The sequence below is a fragment of the Kangiella profundi genome (genome assembly GCF_002838765.1).
Taxonomy (GTDB): Bacteria; Pseudomonadota; Gammaproteobacteria; order Enterobacterales; family Kangiellaceae; genus Kangiella; species Kangiella profundi.
Map to the genome: position 1 here is coordinate 2,469,559 of NZ_CP025120.1, position 24,387 is coordinate 2,493,945.

The 24,387-nt window shown below is 44.4% G+C and carries 21 protein-coding genes and 1 other RNA gene; 8 read left to right on the forward strand and 14 right to left on the reverse strand.

The features are described from left to right. Positions 1–7: 7 nt before the first annotated feature. Complete coding sequence (pepP, locus tag CW740_RS11560) at positions 8–1,327, reverse strand: Xaa-Pro aminopeptidase (RefSeq protein WP_106647643.1); 1,320 nt, start codon at positions 1,325–1,327, stop codon at positions 8–10. 42 nt (positions 1,328–1,369) lie between these two features. Then, a complete protein-coding gene (locus CW740_RS11565; protein WP_106647644.1) occupies positions 1,370–1,921 on the reverse strand; it encodes a UPF0149 family protein in 552 nt (183 codons plus the stop codon). 197 nt (positions 1,922–2,118) lie between these two features. On the opposite strand from CW740_RS11565, the gene zapB reads away from it, so the two are divergent. The 6 genes from zapB (at position 2,119) to rpiA (ending at position 4,848) form a co-directional block, all read left to right on the forward strand. Then, positions 2,119–2,316, forward strand: a complete 198-nt coding sequence (gene zapB / locus CW740_RS11570; protein WP_018623784.1) for a cell division protein ZapB — start codon at positions 2,119–2,121, stop codon at positions 2,314–2,316. A 26-nt stretch (positions 2,317–2,342) separates the two neighbouring features. Then, positions 2,343–2,669, forward strand: coding sequence for a cell division protein ZapA (locus CW740_RS11575; protein ID WP_106647645.1), 327 nt, complete (start codon positions 2,343–2,345; stop codon positions 2,667–2,669). 155 nt (positions 2,670–2,824) lie between these two features. Continuing rightward, a non-coding RNA gene (gene ssrS / locus CW740_RS11580) (6S RNA) lies at positions 2,825–3,004 on the forward strand. A 12-nt stretch (positions 3,005–3,016) separates the two neighbouring features. Beyond that, a complete protein-coding gene (locus CW740_RS11585) occupies positions 3,017–3,652 on the forward strand; it encodes a 5-formyltetrahydrofolate cyclo-ligase (RefSeq protein WP_106647646.1) in 636 nt (211 codons plus the stop codon). 63 nt (positions 3,653–3,715) lie between these two features. Further along, positions 3,716–4,180 (forward strand): EVE domain-containing protein, encoded by a 465-nt coding sequence (locus CW740_RS11590; RefSeq protein WP_106647647.1) that lies wholly within the window; start codon positions 3,716–3,718, stop codon positions 4,178–4,180. 8 nt (positions 4,181–4,188) lie between these two features. Then, the gene (rpiA, locus tag CW740_RS11595) at positions 4,189–4,848 is read left to right on the forward strand and encodes a ribose-5-phosphate isomerase RpiA (protein ID WP_106647648.1); all 660 of its coding nucleotides are present in this window, start codon (positions 4,189–4,191) and stop codon (positions 4,846–4,848) included. 349 nt (positions 4,849–5,197) lie between these two features. Here rpiA and CW740_RS11600 read toward each other — a convergent pair whose 3' ends face one another. Further along, a complete protein-coding gene (locus CW740_RS11600; RefSeq protein ID WP_106647649.1) occupies positions 5,198–5,818 on the reverse strand; it encodes a hypothetical protein in 621 nt (206 codons plus the stop codon). 161 nt (positions 5,819–5,979) lie between these two features. On the opposite strand from CW740_RS11600, the gene CW740_RS11605 reads away from it, so the two are divergent. Beyond that, positions 5,980–6,465: a hypothetical protein gene (locus CW740_RS11605; RefSeq protein WP_106647650.1), complete on the forward strand. Its 486-nt coding sequence runs from the start codon at positions 5,980–5,982 to the stop codon at positions 6,463–6,465. 420 nt (positions 6,466–6,885) lie between these two features. Here CW740_RS11605 and prsR read toward each other — a convergent pair whose 3' ends face one another. The 3 genes from prsR to CW740_RS11620 form a co-directional block, all read right to left on the reverse strand. Then, a complete protein-coding gene (gene prsR / locus CW740_RS11610) occupies positions 6,886–8,241 on the reverse strand; it encodes a PEP-CTERM-box response regulator transcription factor (RefSeq protein WP_106647651.1) in 1,356 nt (451 codons plus the stop codon). A gap of 17 nt (positions 8,242–8,258) precedes the next feature. Further along, positions 8,259–10,256, reverse strand: a complete 1,998-nt coding sequence (prsK, locus tag CW740_RS11615) for an XrtA/PEP-CTERM system histidine kinase PrsK (protein ID WP_106647652.1) — start codon at positions 10,254–10,256, stop codon at positions 8,259–8,261. Between the two features lie 103 nt (positions 10,257–10,359). After that, positions 10,360–10,623, reverse strand: a complete 264-nt coding sequence (locus CW740_RS11620; RefSeq protein WP_106647653.1) for an acyl carrier protein — start codon at positions 10,621–10,623, stop codon at positions 10,360–10,362. 237 nt (positions 10,624–10,860) lie between these two features. Here CW740_RS11620 and serA point away from each other — a divergent pair, with 237 nt between their 5' ends. Next, positions 10,861–12,090 (forward strand): phosphoglycerate dehydrogenase, encoded by a 1,230-nt coding sequence (gene serA / locus CW740_RS11625; RefSeq protein ID WP_106648193.1) that lies wholly within the window; start codon positions 10,861–10,863, stop codon positions 12,088–12,090. 69 nt (positions 12,091–12,159) lie between these two features. On the opposite strand, the gene CW740_RS11630 is transcribed toward serA, so the two are convergent. The 8 genes from CW740_RS11630 to tkt all read right to left on the reverse strand — a co-directional run bounded on the left by CW740_RS11630 (position 12,160) and on the right by tkt (position 24,366). Beyond that, positions 12,160–12,972: a hypothetical protein gene (locus CW740_RS11630; RefSeq protein WP_106647654.1), complete on the reverse strand. Its 813-nt coding sequence runs from the start codon at positions 12,970–12,972 to the stop codon at positions 12,160–12,162. Next, positions 12,969–15,821 (reverse strand): toxin VasX, encoded by a 2,853-nt coding sequence (locus CW740_RS11635; protein ID WP_157826420.1) that lies wholly within the window; start codon positions 15,819–15,821, stop codon positions 12,969–12,971. Before CW740_RS11635 ends, CW740_RS11630 begins: the two co-directional genes overlap by 4 nt. A 15-nt stretch (positions 15,822–15,836) precedes the next feature. Further along, positions 15,837–17,153 carry a DUF4123 domain-containing protein gene (locus CW740_RS11640; protein ID WP_106647656.1) on the reverse strand — a complete coding sequence of 439 codons (1,317 nt, stop codon included), beginning with the start codon at positions 17,151–17,153 and terminating at the stop codon, positions 15,837–15,839. Between the two features lie 136 nt (positions 17,154–17,289). Continuing rightward, positions 17,290–18,606: a response regulator gene (locus CW740_RS11645; protein ID WP_106647657.1), complete on the reverse strand. Its 1,317-nt coding sequence runs from the start codon at positions 18,604–18,606 to the stop codon at positions 17,290–17,292. A 166-nt stretch (positions 18,607–18,772) separates the two neighbouring features. Beyond that, positions 18,773–19,837, reverse strand: coding sequence for a class II fructose-bisphosphate aldolase (gene fba, locus CW740_RS11650; protein WP_018623770.1), 1,065 nt, complete (start codon positions 19,835–19,837; stop codon positions 18,773–18,775). A gap of 45 nt (positions 19,838–19,882) precedes the next feature. After that, a complete protein-coding gene (locus CW740_RS11655) occupies positions 19,883–21,061 on the reverse strand; it encodes a phosphoglycerate kinase (RefSeq protein ID WP_106647658.1) in 1,179 nt (392 codons plus the stop codon). A gap of 278 nt (positions 21,062–21,339) precedes the next feature. Next, positions 21,340–22,341: a type I glyceraldehyde-3-phosphate dehydrogenase gene (gene gap / locus CW740_RS11660; RefSeq protein ID WP_018623768.1), complete on the reverse strand. Its 1,002-nt coding sequence runs from the start codon at positions 22,339–22,341 to the stop codon at positions 21,340–21,342. Positions 22,342–22,368: 27 nt separating this feature from the next. Further along, entirely contained in the window at positions 22,369–24,366 is a 1,998-nt protein-coding gene (gene tkt, locus CW740_RS11665; protein WP_188459703.1) for a transketolase, read from the reverse strand. Positions 24,367–24,387: the final 21 nt, after the last annotated feature.

A 24,387-nucleotide genomic window follows, 5' to 3' on the forward strand; every position in this document is an offset into this window, starting at 1 on the left:
ATTTTTCCTACTGTTTCTTGGCCTGAGCCATAAGCTGCTCAATTTCTTCGCGCGTTTTTGGCACACCTTTCGATAAGATGTCATAACCCTCTCGCGTTACCAGTACATCATCTTCAATTCGGATGCCAATACCCCGCCACTTTTTGGCCGCCTTGGTATTGTCCTTTCCAATATAGAGTGCCGGCTCAACCGTAAGCACCATGCCTGGCTCTAACACACGTGGTTGGCCATGCACCTGATAATCGCCCACATCATGCACATCCAGTCCAATCCAGTGACCCGTTTTATGCATGTAAAAATCGCGGTAAGCACCACGTTTAATTAATTCTTTAACGTTACCTTTCAAAATTTTCAGATCCACCAAACCTTTGGTGATCACTTCTACCGCCTTATCATGAATCTGCGCCCAATGATTACCGGGCTTGATCATTTTAATCGCCGCTAACTGCGCTTCAAGCACGATATCGTAGAGCTGTGCCTGTTCCTTGCTGTATTGGCCATTGATCGGAATAGTGCGCGTGATATCAGATGCATAATGATCGAATTCACATCCAGCATCCACCAACAATAAGTCTCCATCATGTAGCTCATCGCCATTTTCCACGTAATGCAAAATATTGGCATTATCACCACCTGCCACAATGGATGGGTAGGCTGGATAGCGGCAACCGCCTTGCACGTAATGGTAGTGCAATACTGCTTCCATCTGCATTTCTGTCTTGCCGGGAGCGCAGGCTTTCATCAATTCGGTATGGGCTTTGGCAGCTGTTTTTGCCGCATGGCGCATACGTTGAACTTCTGCAGAAGACTTTATCAGACGCATGTCGTGCAGATGATGACGCAAATCAACCAGCTCCCCGGGAGGCTCTGAACCTCTAACAGACTGTGACTGCAGCTGACTACGCCATTCCATGATGTGCTGATCAAACTCTGGATGCGCACCAAAGGCAAAATAGATCCGCTCCTTGCCTTCCATCAAACCTGGAAGAATGTCATCAATATCGGATATCGGGAAAGCATCATCCGCACCAAGCTGCTCCACTACACCTTCCTGCCCAAGTCGCTTGCCGTGCCAGATTTCCTGCGTAATGTCTTTCTCACGATTGAACAGAATAAACTCACCATGTTTGCGGCCAGGCACCAGAACCGCTACTGCTTCAGGCTCATTGAAGCCCGTTAAGTACCAGAAGTCATTGTCCTGTCTGAAAGGATAGTGCACATCATGGCTGCGAACCTTTTCAGTGGCGGAGGGTAAAATGGCAATGGAGTTGGGACCCATCCATTGCATCAGTTTCTTACGTCGTGCGGCAAAATTGATTGCTTGCATCCAATATCCTGTAAAGCTTGTGTTGGCTCGGTAGTGTTATTCCTAATGAATATTATTATTCTGTGGCGCTGAAGGTGCAGCCTGATTAGCAGTAAAGATTATTTGCGCTGACATTTTCACATGCTCGGAAATGGTCATAAATGCAGACTCCAGCTCTTCGCTATCTTCATCTTCAACTGAAAAATCGATTTTGGCTATCTCGCTTACATCTCTTAATGCTTCTTTGGCATCACCCTCCAGCTCTTTCTCCTGCTTGATTAAGCCATAGCCGGTCAAATAACCCTGACACCACTCACCAAGCGCCTTAGCGCGTTGGTCAATCGGATAGTCATCTTCAGGAATGAGCAAGTCAATTGAGTAAGATTCTGGCTGATAGTCTTTCTGAGTAAAAGCAATGATTTGCTCCAGCTCATCTTCTGCCTGCTGACCCAGCGGTTCACCATTAGCCAGGAAATCGCTCATTTGCTGTGGCCAGCGTCCCGCTTCTGGCACAAAGCCATGACCAACCAGCCCATGCAGCATACCTGCAAGTTCAGCACCAGAAAGGTCTGGTAGAAATTTCTGGCAAAACTCATTTATTTCTAAATAATTCATTAAGTTAAGTGCTTTTCATCTTGTAATTTCGGTTGCAGGCCCATAGTTTAACTCGCCAGGCGCTTAAAACCCAACACTAGCGCCCGAGAATTATTGGATAAAAAGCTGATAGCAGCATCACAAGTCAAGCTGATTAAACATTGACCAAAAACCGGCTTGACTTTATAGTGTGCTTTAACAAAATCGGGTAACTCACTATGACACAAGGTCAATTAGAGAAACTAGAAGATAAGATCAACGCCTTGTTAGCGCGCTTCGAGAAGATCAATCTCGAGAATAATCAGTTACGTCAACAGGTTAATGAGTTGCGTAATGAGCGTGATCGTCTGCATAGCAAAAATGAAACTGCACGCAAGCAGATTGATATTATGATCTCTCGACTGAAGTCGATGTAGATTGCACTTAAGGTTTTTATAACAATATGGCAAAACCAAAAGTTACACCCATTAACATTACTATTTTGGGGAAAGAGTTCCAGGTCGCCAGTCCTGAAAGCGAACATCAGAAGCTTTTACAGGCCGCGAGTTTTTTGGACAAGCGCATGAAAGAGATCCGTGAATCGGGCAAGGTGCTTGGTCTGGAAAGAATCGCCGTGATGGCTGCTTTGAACTTAAGCTATGAGTTACTCAATTCGCCAACGCTTGATAGTGATGAAGCCAATGAAATCGAGCAAAGGCTGAGCCACATGAGTCAGAAAATTGACCAGGCTTTAAAACACAGTGAGCAAATAGAACTCACTGACTCTTAATATTTTATAGCACAGCATTCTCAAACGAGCAGGAACGCCACTTCACTTTTAACATTTAGTTAGAAGTGTCAGACAGTTAACGCCTTTGTGGCCAACTGACGCCCGGAAGGACCCAGCTAAACTTGAAACATCGACCAGGGTCTATGTTACAATGGCTCTTCCTGGACTGTTCGTCAGTAGCGACCGTCCTCGAGCCGATAATACTTTAATTGGGACTCCTCAATGGAAGTGTTGCGCAAGTCCGCTTCGACCGGAAAGCCTGATCTTCTATATGGACTCCCCCCTGAACCTTTGGGTTCATGGGCTATTACCTACAACGGCAGTCCGGGGTTTAATATTTAGACGCAATGAACGAAGCAGTTGCTCAAAAACATTATCTAAGAACCAGAATTAAGCATGAACGCTTAACGCTGACTAAGCCCTTTATGGAGCGCGCTGCGCTTGCCCTTCTTGGCCACGCCTCACAGGCCAAACTCATCGAAGATCATGACACTATCGCTTTCTATCTGCCCACCCGTGGCGAAATCAGCTGTTTACCTATGATCGAATATGCCCTCAAGTTGGGCAAAAAATGCTATGTGCCTAAGATCTATCCGAACAAAAAAAGAGGCATGTGGTTCCTGCCCTATACCGGCAAAGAGTCAGTTAAAGAAGGAGCTTTCGGCATCCTGGAGCCCACTGCACCTATCAGTAAAGCGGTTCGTCCGAGTGAGCTGGATATCATCTTTATGCCACTGGTGGCATTTGACCTCAAAGGCAACCGACTTGGCATGGGCGGAGGTTACTACGACACGGTTCTCGCCAATATCCCCAAACACGAACAACCCAAACTCATCGGCCTTGCCTATAACCTGCAACAGGTTCGCGACATCCCTCAGGAAAAGTGGGATATCCAGATGGATGCTGTCATCACCCCCAGTAACTACCGCTTATTTGAGCGCAAACCGAAGCCCGATTCAGAAACGCCAATCCCTAAGCCATAACTAACAATTTTCTAGCCCATGCTTTATACTTTGCGCTTTAGTCACCAACAAGCCTAGAGCACTATGAAGTATTGGTTAATGAAGTCTGAGCCGGATGTCTTCGGCATTGAACACCTCAAAGCCCTACCTAATAAAACAGATCACTGGGATGGCGTTCGCAACTATCAGGCACGCAACATGATGCGTGATGAAATGAAAAAAGGCGATAAGGTTTTCTTCTACCACTCTAACTGCAAACCACCTGCAATAGTAGGCATCATGGAAGTGGTCAAAGAAGGTTATGTCGACCATACCGCTTTCGATCCTGACCAGAAATACTACGATCCGAAAAGTAACCCTGATAATCCACGCTGGTATATGGTTGACGTCAAACATGTGCGTGATTTGAAGCGTGAAATACCACTGGATGAATTAAAACAGTACCCAGAGCTGGCTGACATGAAGCTAGTGCAAAAAGGTAACAGGCTTTCAATCATGCCCGTCACTAAAGACGAATGGGACTTTATTTTAAGCATAGAAAAACAATAGGAGCCTTTATGACACAGGATGAACTGAAAAAATTAGTGGGTGAAGCCGCGCTGGAATACGTTGTCGAAGACTCTATTGTTGGTGTGGGCACAGGCTCAACCGTCAATTACTTTATTGATGCACTGGCTACCATGAAACACAAGATCAAAGGAGCAGTATCAAGCTCCGAAGCATCAACCGAGCGCCTCAAGCAACACGGCATCGAAGTCTTCGAACTCAATGAAGTCGATAAAATTCCGGTTTACATTGATGGAGCCGATGAATCCAATCATTTATTGGAACTGATCAAAGGTGGCGGTGGTGCACTGACTCGCGAAAAAATCATTGCAGCTGTTGCTGATCAGTTCATCTGTATTGCCGATGAATCCAAACTTGTTCGTCGTCTTGGCGACTTCCCTCTTCCAGTTGAAGTCATCCCAATGGCTCGTAGCTACGTGGCACGCCAAATTGTTAAATTAGGCGGTGATCCGGTTTACCGCACAGGTTTTGTCACCGATAACGGCAATGTCATTCTTGATGTGCATGGTCTAATCATAAATGAACCTATCAAGTTAGAGCGTATCTTGAATAATATCGTTGGTGTGGTCACCAATGGTTTGTTTGCTGAAAGAGCAGCCGATGTGTTGTTGCTGGGTAAAGAAGGTAAGGTAGAAACGATAACGCGATAGGGTTAGGACTTTTCGCCTTACGGCGACCTACTTTTCTTACTTGTCTAAGAAAAGTAGGCAAAAGAATGACACCCCATTACCCGATGGGGCAGACCCTCGTTAGGCCCTTCGGACTACCCTCGCTCATCAAAGTTATAACGCGCCGCCAATACGAAACGTCCTGTTTCGAAGTGGCTAAATTGGGTATCTCCCTAAAGGGATTTCCTTCGGTCACTTCCCAATTTGCGCTATAACTTCTCCTCTCTCGGCTAACTCTAAGGGGTAATTAGAGCAAGCCCGAATAATTTGTACTCTCTATTGGCTTGACATCGGGAAGGCGTCCATATATGTCCAATACTTTTTTTCGTATTTATTGTATTGAAATATTCTTATTTAGCAGCTCATTTACTGAATTGATATACTTTAGTGGTTCTTCCAATTCTTTAAATGGAATAGTGTAACTAACAGTAATCTCTTTGGTGTAAAAATCCTCCACTGTGCAAGCTCCGTTCTTATTCGTAAATTTGATACCAAAGTTAGTCGAGCATTTTATCAATATGTCTCCAAAGCCTGAGCGGTTTGGAAGTAAATAATAACCTGTTACAGTCACTGTATTAGGTGATAGTCTTTCTGTATAGATAATGAAATTGTCTGTTGTCTTATACAAAGAAAGATTTAGCCGGCTCTTATTCGATTTAAACCAATCGGCAACAGTATATTTTTCAGCATTAGCTTTAGAAGTAAAGGTTAATTCAATTTTTAACGTGCCACTAGAAGGCACCTCATGCAAATTACCAGTCAGTTTTTTAATATCTGATTGAGTAAAGGAGTAATAGGCTGCTCTTACTTCGGAATTAATTTTGGACTTGGAAAGAAATAGTCCATAGCTATCATTAAGAATCACCTTTTTACCGTTTGCTAAAGAAACTGTGGTAGTGGATTTGCAACCAACCACTAAACCTAGAACCCAAAGAAAAACTATATATCTCATCGCGTTACCCTATCTATAGGTACTTCCGGAAAGTATTGAACACCAACAAATTTCTCTCGCAAGATTATCATAAATTAACCACTAACTTTGAATAAACTCTCAGAACCGTTTCCTCAATATGAGTAAGATCGCTTCCTTTGTCACTTTGCCTTCTAAGCTCAATGTACGACGATATTCAGAATCCCCCGCAACCGCTTCCATCATCAAAATTAAAGCCCTGGTTTTGGCTATTAATTCTTCCGATTTACTTGTTCGGCTGTATTTGGGCTCTGTCAGGCACCCTATCTGGTTGGCAAGAGTTGCTGCAACTACCCAATCTTTCAGTGCTTTCTCTGATAGTCATTGTATTTGCCCTGTGCATGTTAATTTGGCTGTCTTATCAATTAATTCAAGGATTTAACAAGCTGACTGAGTGCTCACGTTATGAAGTTTATTTGGCCGAAGTTTTCGAGAATCGAGATCGTCAAAGACCTGCGCAAAATGCCATGCGACTGGATTACCTCAGAAAATTACGAAAGCTAAATAGTGAAGTTCGTGGCACTACGGAACACAAGCAAAAACAATTGTTAGTTATGGGTATGGTTGGTTTGTTAATGATGTTAGTTGGGTGCGTTGGGCTGTTGGCGAGTCACTTGGTTTTACTTTGATCACAATTTTTCGCCTTAAGGCGACCTACTTTTAGAAATAAAGTTTATTTATCTCTAAAGTCATTCAAAACGACCATAGCTGAAGCAAGCACCACTTATCCCCCTAGATTGAGCTGAGTAGTAGTCAAGACATAGCAATTCAAATCGTGGATGATTTGAATAGTAAAATTCGGGCCAAGGATGGCACGTATTTTACGGTGCGTTAAGTGGCTTGGCGGATACGAAGGGAGTTTCGTTTGCGAAACCTCAATCTCCGGGGTGGCCTTCTTTTGGTTACTTTTCTTGGCCACGCAAGAAAAGTAACTCGCTGAGTAGCGAAATAAATATTTGAAATTATTAACGTGTCTTGAGAATCCAGCTCGTCTTAAAAGAGCAAGTCACTGGATCCCGCGGTCGCGCCGCGGGATGACAAATTATATCTCAACTACTAATACTGTACTTATCCATTAAGCTGTAAAGGGTCGGCCTGGTAAGGCCTAACAGTTTTGCGGCCTGGGAAATATTACCGTCGGATAATACGATAGCACGTTGAATAGCTCGGGTTTCCGCGGCCTCTCGGACCTGACGTAAATTCAATGGCATTTCACGTAACTGGGCTTCGTCAATCTGCAAGTCCTTCGCAGTAATCTGATTGCTGTCTGACATTACCACTGCACTTTTGATTTTGTTCTCGAGCTCGCGAACATTGCCAGGCCAACTGTAAGCTTCCATAGCCTGGACTGCATCTTTTGAGAAACCTCGAATATTACGCGAGTATTGGCGATTAAATTTTTCCAGTAATGAGCGGGCAATCAAGACTACATCGCCGTTTCGTTTTGACAGTGCCGGTATATTTAAAACAACTTCACTGAGTCGATAGAAAAGGTCTTCTCGGAATTTGCCTTCATTAACCAGGTCTTCAAGCGTATGGTGGGTCGCTGCAATGATGCGTACGTCCACTGGTATCGATTCACGCCCACCCACTCTTTCTACGACACGTTCCTGCAAGAAGCGAAGTAATTTGGCCTGCAACGCCATCGGCATATCGCCAATTTCATCGAGGAACAAAGTACCACCATTGGCATATTCAATTTTTCCCATGGTGGTTTTGTTAGCACCTGTGAAAGCTCCAGCTTCATAACCAAACAGTTCGCTTTCAAGAAGGTTATCTGGGATAGCCGCGCAATTAATCGCTACCATGTTTTTACTGCGACGAGGACTAATGTCGTGAATGGCTCTTGCCAATAACTCTTTGCCTGTTCCGCTGTCTCCCAGTAACAAGACACTCACATCAGTAGGCGCTACTTTCTCAATTTTCTGACAAACACCCATCATCTCCGGGCTGGTAGCTATAATGCCGTGAAAACTTTCCTTTTGTTGTTGAAAGTGACGACGGTTTTCGTCCTCGAGCTTTGCCAGTTCAAAGGCACGCTTGATAATCAGTGTCAGTTCTTCCGGCTGAATCGGTTTCTGATAATAGTCGTAAGCTCCAGCATTAACTGCCTGCATGGCGATTTCACGCTGGTCATTACCGGTTACGACAATGACCTTACTGGTCGGTGATAAAGACAGGATCTCTTCCAGAAGCTCAAGACCTACGCTAGCGTTAGCAGGGTCTGGTGGTAAGCCAAGATCAAGTGTTATTACCTGTGGCTGAAAGCGCCTTAACTCTACTAAAGCACTGTCGCGGTCTTCTGCAAGAATTACGTTATACTGATCGAATGACCACTTGAGCTGTTTCTGAAGCCCTTTGTCATCCTCAATAATTAATAAGTCGGGTTTATTTGATTGTGCCATCCTGTCCTCTTTATTCTCTAATCTCCGGGAGTTAGCGTCTGCAATATAACGATGCAGCGTGTTCCTTTCCCCAATTCACTTTGTATTATTAAATCACCACCAAAGCTTTGGAGCAAATAACGGCATTGGTAAACACCAATTCCCATCCCCGCATTGCCCTTAGTGGTGGCGAAAGGTTTGAATAACTGCTTACGAACGAAGTCTGGATCCATGCCTTTGCCCTTATCGACAATATGCCAGTGCAGCTCCTGTCCGATCTGGTCAAATCGGTGATGAATTCTATCATTTTCGTTACTGGCATCAATCGCATTCTGGTGTAGATGCTGGATGATGTTAAGCAATTGATCCTGGTTAGCATACACCTCTATTTCAGGAATATCTCCAATCACGTTGAGGCGACTTGCGGTTTCCTTGAATTTCGCAAACACATCTGGAATATAGGCCTGAAGGATCTCTTTTTTTGGTAGCTGTTTGCGTTGCAACTGTTCAAGCATTTTATTGAGACGTTGAGTGGCGCTGGCTACGGTTTCAAACGTATCATCCACAAATTCAGGATTGTCTCTATAGCGATGTGCGTTATGGGTGATCAGTTCCAATTGAGCGGTGACATTCTTTAAATCATGTACAACAAATGCCGATAGACGGTTAAAAGCATCAAACTGCTCACGTTCGTAAATTTGAGTAGTTGCCTCAAACAGTGCCAGATAACTAGCCATCTGCTGACCCGCTGCTTTAAGAAGATCATGGTCTTCCCAGTTGAGGCTTGGTTTAGAATAGCTGCTTCTTAGCCCAACCACTGCGACTAACTCTTCACCGCGACGCAGTGGAATATAGATCTGATGCTGTTGAAATAACGGCGAGTGATAATCTAGTTTCAAACCCTGGTAAACATTCTGGTTACTTTGATATTCCTTAATGTCTACCACCCAGTTAGTGCGCTCAATAAAATCAATCAGCTCCATGGGCAACTGATAAGCCAGCTCATTATTGAGCGGCGAATTTAAAGGTGACTGCCAGTTATCGGTATAAATAAACAGATCACCGCGTCGACTCCAAAGTTTTCCGGCAGGGCTACTGATGATATTGGCCAGCGCCTTGATCGACAGCTGATAGAAATCACCTTGCACATTTGCCTCGTCCAGCGCGCGGTTGAATCCCAGCCAGCTTTCTCGGTAATCATACTTGTAACTGGCAAATAGCTTGGTGAACATTATTTTAAGCTGGCTTAATAGTTTTTTCTTATAGGCCAGCCAGATGAATATCAATATTGATGCAGCAAGGACCACTGATCCTACAATTGGTTTTTGCCAAGCTACACCAATCAGCATATATCCGACTACTGCCAACCAGCTCAATACCGCAAAGATATTCAGGCTACTTTGCGGGCGGTAGGTTTGCTGAATGTTTTCAAGATCCAGCCGAGACTGATCTATTTGTTGGATGTGTACCAGACTGAATGCCATGGCAATGCTGGCAATGATGGCTCGAGACACGTCAAGTGCTTCAGCATCGACATTCAGATTGAGCATCAGCACCAGCATGGAAAGGAGATCCCAGATCAGGACTATTCCTAAAGCACCACCCAGAGTTGAAATTTCAGCCCTCAGAGTCTCAGCAAACTGATTTCCAGCCCGCTCCATCATCTGCATCATCATCAGTAGAATAAAGCCGCCTATGGCCGGATTGATTACTCGCTTCATATCTCCGCTGTAGAGCAGGATAAAGCTAGCCCAGCCAATAAAGGCAGCAATTATGATGAAACTTAATAGCTTATGGTGGGTTGCAAAGTAGAAGAGAAAGAAGGTAAGAGCCGCAAAAATACCAAACAGGCGTGCCCATTCAATCATCCAGTGGTTAAGCTCAGAGTCCGTATCCAGCAGGTTCAAGCCGCTCCAGCCTATAAAAGTTAAGGCCAATAGCATAATCGGCCAGCCCAGGGTCGATCCGCGCCAGCGCAATAGTACGGTCATGAACAAGAAGCCTGCTAACACGATACAGGCGATAAATCCGGCCATTTCCCTGCTTACTTTATTTGTTTGGTTGCTATGGGTGTTATAAAAGAAAAAGGCCGAAAAAGCTACTTTTCGGCCTTAAAAATCAATTATCTATCGCGACTGATTATATAGCAGTAGCTGCCTGCTGTACTTCAACAAATTCTGTCAAAGTTGTCACTGACTCAAAAACTTCGCCTGTCAGTTCGTCATCAGCAATTTCAATGCCGAAGTTTTCTTCAATTTGCATCAAGATAGAGACGATTGCCATAGAATCGAATTCCGGCAAATTTCCCAGCAGCAAAGTATCAGCCGACAGCTGATCGGCATCAATTGATAGCGTATCGCTTAGCAAAGCTATCATTTTATCGATGTTGGTCTGGTACGCCATTCGGCAAATCTCCTCAAGTCTTGCCCTAAAGTCTAATGCTCAAAACAGGCTCAGAATCACAAAATGCCGCACCGTCTGCGACACAAGGCGGCAGATTGTAGCAAAATTGCCTCTTTTAGACACCTATTTTAGCCCTATCAGGAATAATTCTAACGAACAGCGATCTGCTACTTTTACATGCTGATCGGATCTGTTTTAATAGACCTTCATTGCCACGAAACCGCTGAACTCATCAAGATGGCGAACACATCATTCGATAAACACCAACTGAAAGTTTTACTCCTTGAAGGAGTCCACCCTAAAGCAGAACAGCTTTTCAGACAAGATGGCTATCATCAGGTTGAGAGCCTCAAAACAGCACTATCTGTTTCTGAGCTGAAAAGTGCACTGCAGGATTGCCATTTTCTGGGTATTCGCTCACGTTCACAGATTACTCCCGAAGTGTTAGCCGAGGCCAATAAGCTGGTAGCCATTGGTTGTTTCTGTATTGGTACCAACCAGGTTAACCTGACCGCAGCACAACATAAAGGCATCCCGGTTTTTAACGCTCCTTACTCCAATACACGTAGTGTTGCCGAGCTGGTTCTCGGCGAAATTATTATGCTGTTACGCGGAATTCCCGCAAAGAATGCTGCCGCGCACCGCGGTCAATGGCTTAAAACGGCTAGCAACTCCAATGAGGCCCGCGGTAAAACACTTGGAATTATAGGTTATGGCCATATTGGTACCCAGCTTGGCATTCTGGCCGAAGGTATCGGTATGCAGGTTAAGTTCTATGATATTGAAACCAAGCTGACCCTTGGAAATGCCAGTCAGGTAGCCGACTTGACTCAGCTACTAGCTGAGTCTGATGTGGTAACCCTGCATGTGCCTGAAACACCACAAACCAAAGGCATGATAGGTAAAGCTGAACTGGCAGCTATGAAAGCCGGAAGCATCCTGATAAATGCCTCACGCGGTACAGTAGTCAATATTGACGCTTTAACCGAAGCACTCCGTTCGGAGCATATCCTCGGTGCGGCTATTGACGTTTTCCCGACCGAGCCCAAGTCTAACTCTGAAGAATTTCAGTCGCCTTTGCGTGATTTTGACAATGTCATTCTGACACCACACATCGGTGGCTCGACGCTTGAAGCTCAGGAAAACATTGCCATCGAAGTGACTGAGAAAATGATCAAATACAGCAACAATGGCTCGACGGTTTCGGCGGTCAACTTCCCGCAGGTTGCTCTGCCTGAGCACATCAATACACACCGCATCCTGCATATTCACCACAATAAGCCCGGAATCCTGTCGCAGATCAACCAGATTCTGTCGCAGAATGATATCAATATCTCAGCACAGTACCTGATGACTCAGGGCGACATTGGCTATGTGGTAACCGACATTGATCGAAGCTCAAGCCATTTTGCCTTAGAAAAAATGCGTGAAATTGAAGGGACAATTAGAGCAAGGGTTCTTTACTAAGAAAGAGCTTCAGAACAAAAAAGGCCAGCAATTGCTGGCCTTTTTTTCTGGTTGTTTTTTATGAGGACTTTACACTGTTCTTTCTTGCTTCAACCACTCATCAATAGCTTTATCAAGTACTTCTTGGTCAGGTAAAGACATTGGCTTCCTTGGTGAGGGCTCCAGCCAACTGCGGCTGGTTTCAAAATCCTCAGGCACGGTTACAAACCCTTGCATATAGTGTTCGATAAAAGGTTTTAGATCGTGATTCTGGTAATCGTATTGCGGAACAAAGGTGCCAATAGGAATACGTTTACCTTTCTTGAGCTCACCTTTTTTGTCATATACTTTCCCGGCCGGATATAGGCTAATCACCATGGGGCCCCAGCCACCGCTATACTCCAATGCCAGATTACTTTTCGCTCGCAGCTCAGTTTGCAGTTGATTTAATCGTGCAGCCAATAACTTACCTCTATGCCAGGTGTAAATCAGTTGTCGCTTGCGGTCTACGCAAACAGGAGCCGGCTGCCGCCAGAGAAAGAAAATAATGAAGGGGATCAGCGTTAAGCCAGTCATGCCTCCTACTAAGACAAACGTACTGGTGTATCTGGGTATGATGTCTTCGTAGAATTGTCCATAGCTCCTAAGGTTGCCACCCAATGACTTTCTTATTTCTTTATGCTCTTCGTATTGCGCTCGAATCTCTTTTTGATAATTGATTGCGCTATATCTCTCTTTTTTATAGTTTTCATCATAGAAATTTAATACTACAAACGCTATAACAATTGCGCTTCCGATCAGGTAGAGATTTAACTTCTGATACATGAAATTGAATTTCTTTATGTGTATCTCGTCAGTATTTATACGTTCGAAACAACGTTTTATTTTATCAATATTAATCATGGTGTAGCCCATCCATATACTTTAGGGTCCGGAGCAGGAGCACCTCGATACTCAAAGGCACTGAGAGGTATTTTGTGGGTATAGATAGTCTGCTCCAGCTCCATTGTTTTTTTAGATTCCGGGGTGTACTCAACCAATACACTTACTTCTTCGATATAACCAGGTGTTGATGGGATTGATTTAGCATAATTTACGGCTATCAATTTCTGCTTATAGTCGATGCTATAGTCAAAGGGGACATCATCATAGTCATCTGATAAAAACCAACTTGTGTCCGATTTATGTTCAATACTAATATTAATTTTTATACTTTCTCCTACTTGAGTACCCTCTCCTAAGTAGGGCAAAAAGACTTTAAATCTGGAGTTTCGTTTTCCACCAATATCCACCAGTCTTAATTGATTTACTATTTTAGTAAACTCCTCTATTTCTTTTTCAAAAGCAGAAATTAGATCATAATGGTTTTCTGCTGTTGGAATCGCAATACCTCGCGAATCATCAACTCTCTCAATTAAAACGTCTCGCCTCTTACCCCAATAAAGCTTCGAACTCCCCCAGAAAGAATTTTTGGCCCACTGTTGTAACGGATCCAGCGAACCGAAATATTCGATGACGGCTCCTATCACGATTAAGAGCACACCGATTACAGCCCCTACAATGGTGACACCGAAGATCATCAAGACACCACTGCCGATGGCGATTAGCGCGTTGCCCCATGCTTTTGCATAATTATCCTGCTTAATCCCAGCTGCTGCCTGTAACAAGCTAAGAAGCACACCGGCATGGCCTGCGAAACGTCCCAAAGCTTTTGCCCCGCTCGATACCAGACTAATCGCTTTGGATTGACTCATGCCTAATGCGATGCTTTGCGTTCGAAATAAGGTATTGGCGCCGAATCGACTGAAGAGCTTGCTGGATATTGCTGTACGTGCTGTCTGCCCAATGTTAGATCGAATTAGCGCCCGGCCGGTGTTGTAGCTATCATCAATGGCGCTCATGCTGGCTACGGTAATGTTGACCCAGAAGTTATCAGCTATCTGGCTAAAGATATCGTCCCCAGCTGGTGCATTTTCTTTTTTATGCAAAACGTCTACGATTGTGGCTGCGCTTAGAAATGCTCCCATACCGGCTACTGCTGTTTCAATTTTTCTAAAATTTGGAGAGATATCCCTTATTCCCGGTGCCGGAATAAGATCAAAGTCTTTGAATTTCACATGTAATATATCCAACTCTGTCACCGCAACATTTCTTGGCGTTAAGCGCCTATTACCGGCATATACGGTTAATCGATTACGCTGTGTTAATTGCTGGTTAGTGATCACTGTTGAGCGCGGCATCCTTCTATCGCGTATGACCTTTTCAGCTTCATCGAGTGTTAATGGTTTATGTGTCCATTCCTCAACGCTATAAACTGAGTTAAATGCTTTCTGTATTTCGATATTGCCGTGTCTAAATATTGCCTGTGCCATTTGTAAGCACTGGGTAGTGCAGACTACATTAAATCTCTCGAATGCTTTTTCCGCAATTTTCAGTCCATTGGCTGCACCCTTTTGAACAGCGCCACCAATTCTGCTCCATAGTACGAAATTATCCTGGTATGTTTGTGCAATGGCTTTACCGCTGTCAGGGTTGTATAAGCTGAGAATATATTCAGAACCTACTGTCGAACTATTCAGATCGATTACCGCCTGATTAAGCAGTGCTGTCGTATAATCAATCAGCTCCATGTCCGATCTGGAACCATCACCTCTGATACCATTTTTTTGCGCATAATCAATTTGTTTGGTGATGGCATAATCCAACTGATGGCTAAAAGTGGTTTCATGTAACTTAACCAGATTTTCCTGCAGGGTCGTAAAGTTATCGCAGGCCTCTATAAACTTTTGTCTAAGCTGGTCTGACTCTTCGGAAATCGGTCTATCACTCCATAAATCCTTAAACCAGTTCCAACTACCATCAAGGTGTGTCTTAACACTTTCAATTGCCCGCGCTGTCACCAGCGGATATTGATACTCCTGATTGAAGTTAGCCTGGGTGTTATTGACGAGCAATGAAACACCATTGATATCCAGCAAGCGCCCCATAGGATCATGCAGCGCGACAATTCGTCCACGGGTTTTACTATGATTGCAGAAGGCGACCGTTTTCTTATCTTCCATGCCAATACCTGTTTGCGAAATCAAATAATCGCTGATTCTATCTCGCAATGTAGGTTTGAATTCCTCTACATGTTGATCCAGGTCTCTTAATGGTGCAGAGAACTTACTTTGCTCTGCGCTAAGATCCACAGGAGTTAGAATATGTTTTCTGAACTCAGGGTTTCTTTCGGCTTCTTCAAAATAATAGGCTGGCCAACGATGTTCGCTGTAACCTATTTCTATCTGTGTAGTATGTTCAGGGACGAACGCATATGGATAAACTCTCGAGTTATCCAGCTTCCAATTACCTGCCGCATGACCGTCTTCCCATTGGTACATTCTGAATTGATAGAGCCCGCTGGTCAGCGTTTCAGTATCAGCACGCATATCATCTGAGTTCTGATCCTCATAGCTGGTGTTATATCGAAACACCATCCAGTAGCCATTGGGCCTATCCGTTCTTGATTCGAGGTCTTCTACCGTATTTGGTACATAGATATAGACAAAGCCCTGCCTGATTCTTCGCAGGCAATAATCCTGCTCGTTATGCATATTGTCTTCAGCACTGGTGTTACGGTATTCATTGGCTATATCCATTAGTAGTTCGGGTTTAAATGCAAACCTCACCGGAAATATTGGCGTGATACTGGGATCACATGGCGCAATCGGATCTAATACATTCTGGGTGGCTGACAAATTTTCTCTGGGCACAGTTAATATCCTTATTTACTTTAACGACATGGTGTCGATGGTTTGTTTTATGCTGCGTTGCAGTATGTTTGATTTTTCCAGGTGACTGAATGGCTGTTCTTCCAGGTACTGTTCTATTTCAGCAAGATCCAGCTGATAGTTTTTTGCCATAAGTTGCGCATAGCAGTAGTCATACAGTCCTCTTGCAGTTGTATTACCCTTTTTAATTCCTTCTTCATACCAGATTCCTAGCTGTTCCGAATGCAACTGGTTTACTTCTGCTGGAAAATCATTACTAAGCTCATTAATGACTAAATTTTTGTTGTATTGCCGACGGTAATGACTAAATATCTCATAGTCACTAGCCGTTAAATTCATTACTCCAGCATTCGATAGCTGATGTTGCCTATTAGGTTCAAAGCGCTTTATCACACCGCCCTGCGAATCTTCACAGAACACTGCGTCTATCAATTGCTCCTCACCATTAACGCCAAACCACTTGGCGACTCTTTGAGGCCATTGTGTAATTGATCCCAGGTAGTGATTCATGATTCTTGGATCACAGAACCTAAAAAAGAACCATTTCTTTTGTTCGTTCTGAATTTTTATAAATTTCTTAAAATGACGAGCCAGGGTATTGATATCGCTTTTACTCTGTAGCAATAGTCCAGTATTTTGTCCCCAATGCCGCGTAAAGAAATCTTTGTGAAAGTCTGAAACCTTATCATCATCTTCCAGCTGCTCCTGTGTCAGCGTCAGATTAAGCAGGTAAGGCGCATTCTTTTTAAACTTTACGGCCAAGTCACCGCTATAAAGGCACTGCTGCTCAATATCATCATAATGGTCCAAATCAAACGTCATGCTGACTTTTGCACGTGCTGTAGAATCCACCAAAAGAAAGGTGTTGGTATCTGACTTGAATAACAGCTTTTTTAATTCTTCATCAATCCAGGGATGAGCCCAAAATGGCTTATTACTTTCAACAGTTGGCTCAACTGTTGTTGGGCTTATTATCAGGTAGTGAGTTCGGTCTTCTGCAACTGAGTGTTCCAATAAATTTACTGGATCTAACGCGGTCTGTGAAAATCCATTGCTTCTGGCTTGTTCAGCTAATTGCAGCTGTTGATAACTGACTTCCTTATCATTAGGTTCGAACTGTTGACTCCACTCAATTGAGGTCAGGAAATATTGCTCCTTTGCAATCAACTCGTGTAACCGATTGTGATGCTGTATCTGTTCAACATCATCGGTGGCAATGTCCAGCTGATAATAACCTAAGCCACCCATTTCATCTGTACGACTTACAATGCAACGGCTAATCCATGTTTTCTGTTGGCGCAAAGCTTCCCTCATTGTGCTGACTTCTAAGGAGGCGTATTTTAGCCAGCAGCAGTCAGACTGTTAACGCAAGAACAAACGAATGTGCAGAAATGCGACAACCATCACATTTCCAAGATTTATCTGAGAGAGAGCGTAGTGTTCTCGCCTTCTATCCGCTTTTTTGCATATAGACCTGGTCAGCTACTCCAGTAACGGCCTCATCATTGACCAAAAACTCTCGTAGCAACAAGGTATCCGTTTGCTGGTACTCCGAACATTGACTGTCGCTCTCAATCCAGCTCACAGGCTTATAGGCAAAAGCCTCACTGTTTGCTTTGGTATATCCTAAAGTGGCTTCTCCCACCCTCAATACAGTACCTGCTATGGCTTCAACATAAGCCGGCCCCGAACAGTTTTCCTGTAGATAATATTGTTTCAACCGGTTGTTCTCGATTCTTCCATTGCCAGCAATCTGGAATAGATACCCCTGCCTGCTAAGGGCCGTGATTAACCGTCCAGTTTCGGTAATTCCGACAATTTCTACTTCATCGCCCTGTTCCGAAAATAGTCTATTAGAGCGTCTATTAGTCCGTGATGACTGTTGATTGTCTTTCTGCAAATAGCGTTCAATTGCTCCCGTTTGCTGCTGTACCTCCTGAATTATGCGTGATTCCTGGCCGGACACATTAGTAGCCAATGTGTATACGGTATCTCGTAAACGTTGTTGTTCTGACTTAATATTGTTTAGTTGAAATGCCTGCCAGACAAGTCCAGCACTTAACATAACTAACAACACTATAAAGATCCTGCTGATCCGCTGATACTGCTTGAACGAAGTTGCGAACAGCTCTTTTAAATAATCCGTCTGCCCCTTAACTTCTTTAATCATCACTTGCTGCTTGTCAGTTTTGGCTATCTCATCCAACATCCGTTTGCCGTAATGAATGGTATCTCTGCGCAAGTCATCGGTAGCTTTACGAACCTTGCTGGAAAGCTGTGGTGAAAATTGATTTTCAAGAAATGATTCCAGCCAGACTTTAAGCTTTTCATCGACACTTGGCTGGCTGACTATCTGCTGTACCTTGTGACCGGCTGGTTGGCTTGCTTTCGGGGTCCATAATTTTAGCTTCTGAAGCACCTCTTCAACATCTTCCACCGTTAGCTCTTTGGGTAACACCCCCTCGGCACCCAATTGCCTAACTTTATGTAGATAGTCGTCACCCGTTCGCGCTGTGAACATCACAACTGGCGTGTCGGCATTAGAACTGCTTTTGATTTCCTTGATGGTTTCAATACCGTCCTTACCCGGCATAGCCTGATCAAGAAAAATAACATCAACCTGGTGGTCTTTCAGGTAGGCCAGGGCACGTTCGCCCGAATTGGCATAGATCGCTTCGATATTATAATTTGACAGCATTCTTGCCAGAACCATATAGGCGGTTCTGGAATCATCCACGATTAATGCCTTAAATTTTTTTGTTGTCATAGTTAGCCCCAAAATATTACTGGGCTACTTTAACTGCTATATAGTTCTACACTATATCAGTAGTGTAGCTTTAGAGTCTGGTTCACGAAATTATGCTACCCGCTTTTAATTTCGTGATTCAAAAAAAGGCCAGCAAATGCTGGCCTTTTTTATTGCAGTAATGGAATTACTTTACGCGAGGGTCAAGCTTGCCAGCTTTATAATCAAGTGCCATCTGTTCCATATTGATTGGCTTAATTTTGCCTGCGTTGCCAGCAGTTCCAAATGCTTCGTAACGCGCTTTACAGATAGCCTGCATCGCATCTTGAGCGGCTTTGTTATATTTGCGCGGGTCAAATTCTTTTGGATTATGCTTCAAGAATTTGCGTACTGCACCAGTTGCTGCTAAACGTAAGTCAGTATCAATGTTTACTTTACGCACACCGTGCTTGATACCTTCCTGGATTTCTTCCACTGGCACACCGTAAGTTTCGCCCAGGTCGCCACCATACTCATTGATGGTCGCTAACCAGTCCTGCGGTACTGATGAAGAGCCGTGCATCACAAGGTGTGTGTCGGGAATACGCGCGTGAATTTCTTTGATACGGTCAATAGCCAACACATCGCCTGTTGGTGGACGAGTAAATTTATAAGCACCGTGCGAAGTACCGATGGCGATAGCAAGCGCATCGACACCTGTATCTTTAACAAATTGAGCTGCTTCTTCAGGATCAGTAAGTAACTGATCGTGACTTAAAACACCTTCTGCACCTGAGCCATCCTCTTCGCCAGCCATGCCAGTTTCCAATGAACCAAGACAACCTAATTCACCTTCAACCGATACACCACAAGCATGTGCCATTTCGGTTGCCAGTTTTGTTACGCGAACGTTGTATTCATAACTCGCTGGCGTTTTCATGTCTTCTTCCAAAGAGCCGTCCATCATAACTGATGAGAAGCCTAATTGGATTGACTGTTGACACACAGCTGGTGACGAACCGTGATCCTGGTGCATACAGATTGGAATATGCGGGAATTCTTCAGTTGCTGCCAGGATTAGATGACGCAAAAAGTTTGAACCGGCATATTTACGAGCGCCTGCTGATGCCTGAATAATCACTGGACTGTCAGTTTCATCTGCGGCCTGCATAACTGCACGCATCTGCTCAAGGTTATTAACGTTAAATGCCGGAATACCATAATCATGCTCTGCTGCATGATCAAGTAACTGACGTAATGTAATTAGAGCCATTTTCTTTCCCCTTAACTTTGTATCCTGTTCGACAAACTTTTAGAGTTAGCCTTTCGCTCGCTCTTCTAAGATTGCCACTGCTGGTAATTCTTTACCTTCCAGAAACTCCAGGAAAGCACCACCACCAGTTGAAATGTATGAAACTTTATCGGCGATGCCGTATTTATCAACTGCCGCCAGCGTATCACCGCCGCCTGCAATTGAGAATGCATCGCTGTCTGCGATTGCTTTTGCAATTACTTCGGTACCATGACCAAATTGATCGAACTCGAAAACACCAACCGGGCCATTCCAGACGATCGTTTTTGCTTCTTTCAAAATCTTGGCCAAGTGTTCAGCTGACTGTGGGCCAATATCAAAAATCATATCATCTTCAGCCACATCATTAACTGACTTGGTTTCCGCGGCTGCTGATTCTGCGAACTCTTTACCAGTTACCACATCAACCGGTACCGGAATGTCGCCACCTTTTGATTGCGCCTGTTCGATCAAACGTTTGGCCTCAGGAATTAAATCTTCCTCGTACAAAGATTTACCTACCGGATGACCTGTTGCTGCAATGAAGGTATTAGCAATACCACCACCAACAATTAGCTGGTCAACGATATGTGATAAGGAATCAAGAACCGTTAGCTTAGTCGAGACTTTAGAGCCACCGACAATTGCAACCATTGGACGGGCTGGGTTATCCAGTGCTTTGCCCAATGCTTCCAGTTCACCAGCTAACAATGGGCCTGCACAGGCAACAGGTGCAAACTTTGCTACACCATGAGTCGATGCCTGAGCACGATGTGCCGTACCAAAAGCGTCATGCACAAAAACGTCACATAGATCGGCGTACATTTTAGACAGTCGATCATCATTGGCTTTTTCGCCAACATTACAGCGTACGTTCTCGAATAAAACCACTTCGCCTTCGTTAACATCAACGCCATTCAAGTATTCAGTGACCAGACGTACCGGAACATCCAGTACCTCATTTAAATAATCAGCAACGATTTGCATGGAATCGTTTTTCGTCAACACACCTTCCGTAGGACGACCACGGTGCGACATCACCATCAACTTAGCACCTTTTTCCAGTGCCAATTTAATGGTCGGCAAAGCCGCCTGAATACGAACATCACTGGTTATTTTGCCGTCTTTAACCGGCACATTAAGATCTTCACGAATTAAAACGCGCTTTCCCTGAAGATCCAGATCAGACATTTTCAACACATTCATAGTCTTAAACCATTCATGGTAAATTGATTATCTGGGTTTAATTCCCCAGACTTAAAAACACAAACGGTGCGTCACGACGCACCCGAGTATTACGACAAGAAGACCACTAATCTAAGCTAGAATTTTGGTCCAAGGCAACACCTTTACCAAATCATGTACTGGATAGCTTAGATTTTTCTTGTAAGACGCGGCATGGCTAATTTTTGAAGGCGACGCGTACTTTAGTACGCCAGCTTGATAAAAATTAGCCATAACAAAGTATTACAAGAAAAAGATTGCTAGACAGACATCATCTTGATGGCAACATCTAACATACGGTTACTAAAACCCCACTCATTATCGTACCAAGTCACTACTTTCACGAAGTTGCCTTCTTGTACGCGAGTCAGACCGGCATCGAAAGTTGATGATGCTGGGCTGTGGTTAAAGTCGATTGAAACTAGTGGCTCGTCGTTATAGCAAAGTACGTGGCCGTCTGCTGCTTTCTTGACAATTTCGTTGATTTCTTCGGCTGAAGTATCACGACCAGCTTCAAAAGTCAGGTCAACGCACGATACGTTGATGGTTGGTACGCGCATGGCGAAGCCATCTAATTTACCGTTTAATTCTGGAAGCACTAGACCTACTGCTTTAGCTGCACCGGTTTTGGTCGGGATAATGCTTTGTGCTGCTGCACGAGCTCGACGCAAATCGGAATGCTGGTTATCAATCAAACGCTGGTCATTAGTGTAAGCGTGAATGGTGTTAACCAAACCTTTCTTGATACCCACTGTATCGTTAAGAACTTTTGCCAATGGTGCAAGACAGTTTGTGGTACATGAAGCGTTTGATACCACACGGTGTTCAGGCTTAAGAATGTCATCGTTAACACCAAATACTACAGTTGCATCTACGTCTGCTGCGCCTGGTGCTGAGATAAGAACTTTCTTTGCGCCACCTTTGAAGTGCTTTGATGCACCAGCCTGATCTTTAAATACGCCAGTACATTCAAAAACTACGTCGACGTCCTGCTCACCCCATGGGATTAATTCTGGGTTACGCTCGGCATACAATTTGATTTTGTCGCCGTTAACGATCATATATTCGCCATCAGTTGAAACGTCGGCGTTAAAACGGCCGTGAGTAGTGTCATATTTTGTTAAATGAACGGTAGTTTCAGCTGGGTGTGAAGAGTTGATCGCTACCACTTGAATGCGATCACGGTAACCGTGCTCATAAATCGCACGAAGGGCGGTACGTCCAATACGACCATAACCATTAATTGCAACTTTAACTGTCATCTTAATCTCCAGAATTTACTCACGCGTTTAATCTAAAAGTTCTTCGGCTACAGCAACAACATTGTCTACTGTGAACCCAAAATGTTTGAATAGGTCACCCGCTGGTGCGGATTCACCAAAGCTGGTCATGCCAACGATACGACCATCAAGGCCGACATATTTGTACCAATAGTCAGCAATACCTGCTTCAATGGCGACACGGCTTGGCACATCGCTTGGCAGTACCGATTCTTTATAACTAGCATCCTGTGCTTCAAAAACATCGGTTGATGGCATTGAAACCACTCGTACCTGCTTGCCTTTTTCAGTCAATACTTTTGCAGCTTCAGTTGCCAGCTCAACTTCTGAGCCAGTAGCAATCAGGATTAACTCGGGCTTATCGGCACTATCAACCAGCACATAAGCACCACGCTCAATATTGGCCAGCTGCTGAGCATCACGGTTCTGATGCTGCAAATTTTGACGGCTTAAACTTAAAGCTGTTGGGCCGTTGCGACGCTCAATTGCTGCTTTCCAGGCGACGGCAGTTTCAACAGCATCACAAGGACGCCATACCGACATGTTTGGTGTTGTTCTTAAGTTCGCCAGCTGCTCAATTGGCTGGTGCGTAGGACCATCTTCACCTAAACCGATTGAATCGTGCGTGAAGACGTAAATAGCCTGCTGTTTCATTAATGCGGCCATACGCAGTGCGTTGCGGGCGTATTCCATAAAGATCAGGAAGGTACCGCCATAAGGCATCAAACCGCCGTGCAAAGCCATGCCATTCATGATGGCGCACATACCGAACTCACGAACACCGTAGTAGACATAATTACCGCTGGCGTCTTTAGCTTCTATCCCTTTGGAATCACTATGAATAGTCAGGTTTGAACCTGCCAGGTCGGCAGAACCACCGACTAACTCAGGAAGTAATGGCGCATAGGCATTGATAGCCATTTGTGATGCCTTACGCGAGGCAACCACAGGGCCTTCCGCCTGTAATTTCTCGATATAGGCCTGAGCCTGCTCGGTGAAATTCTCAGGCAAGCGGCGACTTAAGCGACGCTCAAGTTCTTTGCCTAATTCTGGATAAGCTTCTTTGTAGGCAATAAATTTCTTATTCCATTCCGCTTCCTGCTGCTGGCCGACCTCACGAGCACTCCAGCTGTCACGAACATTTTCAGGGACTTCAAATGCAGGATGAGGCCAGTTCAATTGCTTGCGAGCCAGTTCGATTTCATCGTCACCTAATGGCGCACCATGGCATTCTTCTTTGCCTTGCTTATTAGGCGAACCAAAACCAATAATGGTTTTGCAGCAAATAAGGGTTGGGCGCTCACTGTCAGTACGCGCTTCTTCGATTGCTGCTTTGATGGCTTCAGGATCGTGACCGTCAACCGCTGGAATAACCTGCCAACCATAAGCTTCGAAACGCTTAGGCGTGTCGTCAGAGAACCAGCCATTCACTTCACCATCAATTGAAATGCCGTTGTCATCATAGAATGCGATCAGTTTGCCCAGTCCCAAGGTACCGGCCAATGAGCATACTTCATGGGAAATACCTTCCATCATGCAGCCATCACCCATGAAGACATAGGTGTAATGGTCAATGATGTCATGGTCAGGTTTGTTAAATTCAGCTGCCAGCTTCTTTTCCGCAATCGCAAAGCCAACTGCATTGGCAATACCTTGGCCTAATGGGCCAGTAGTCGTTTCAACACCTGGGGTGTAACCATATTCTGGATGGCCAGGAGTTTTTGAGTGCAGTTGACGGAAATTCTTCAGATCATCGATTGAAATGTCATAACCTGTGAGGTGCAGTAACGAATAGACCAGCATGGAACCATGGCCATTTGACATCACAAAGCGATCGCGATTGACCCAGTCAGGGTTTGCAGGATTGTGTACCAGGTAGTCATTCCATAGGACTTCAGCGATATCAGCCATGCCCATTGGCGCTCCGGGGTGACCGGACTTGGCTTTTTGAACGGCATCCATACTGAGTGCGCGGATTGCATTAGCAAGTTGAAAACGGGTAAGCATGTCGTTACCTGACAGTGACAT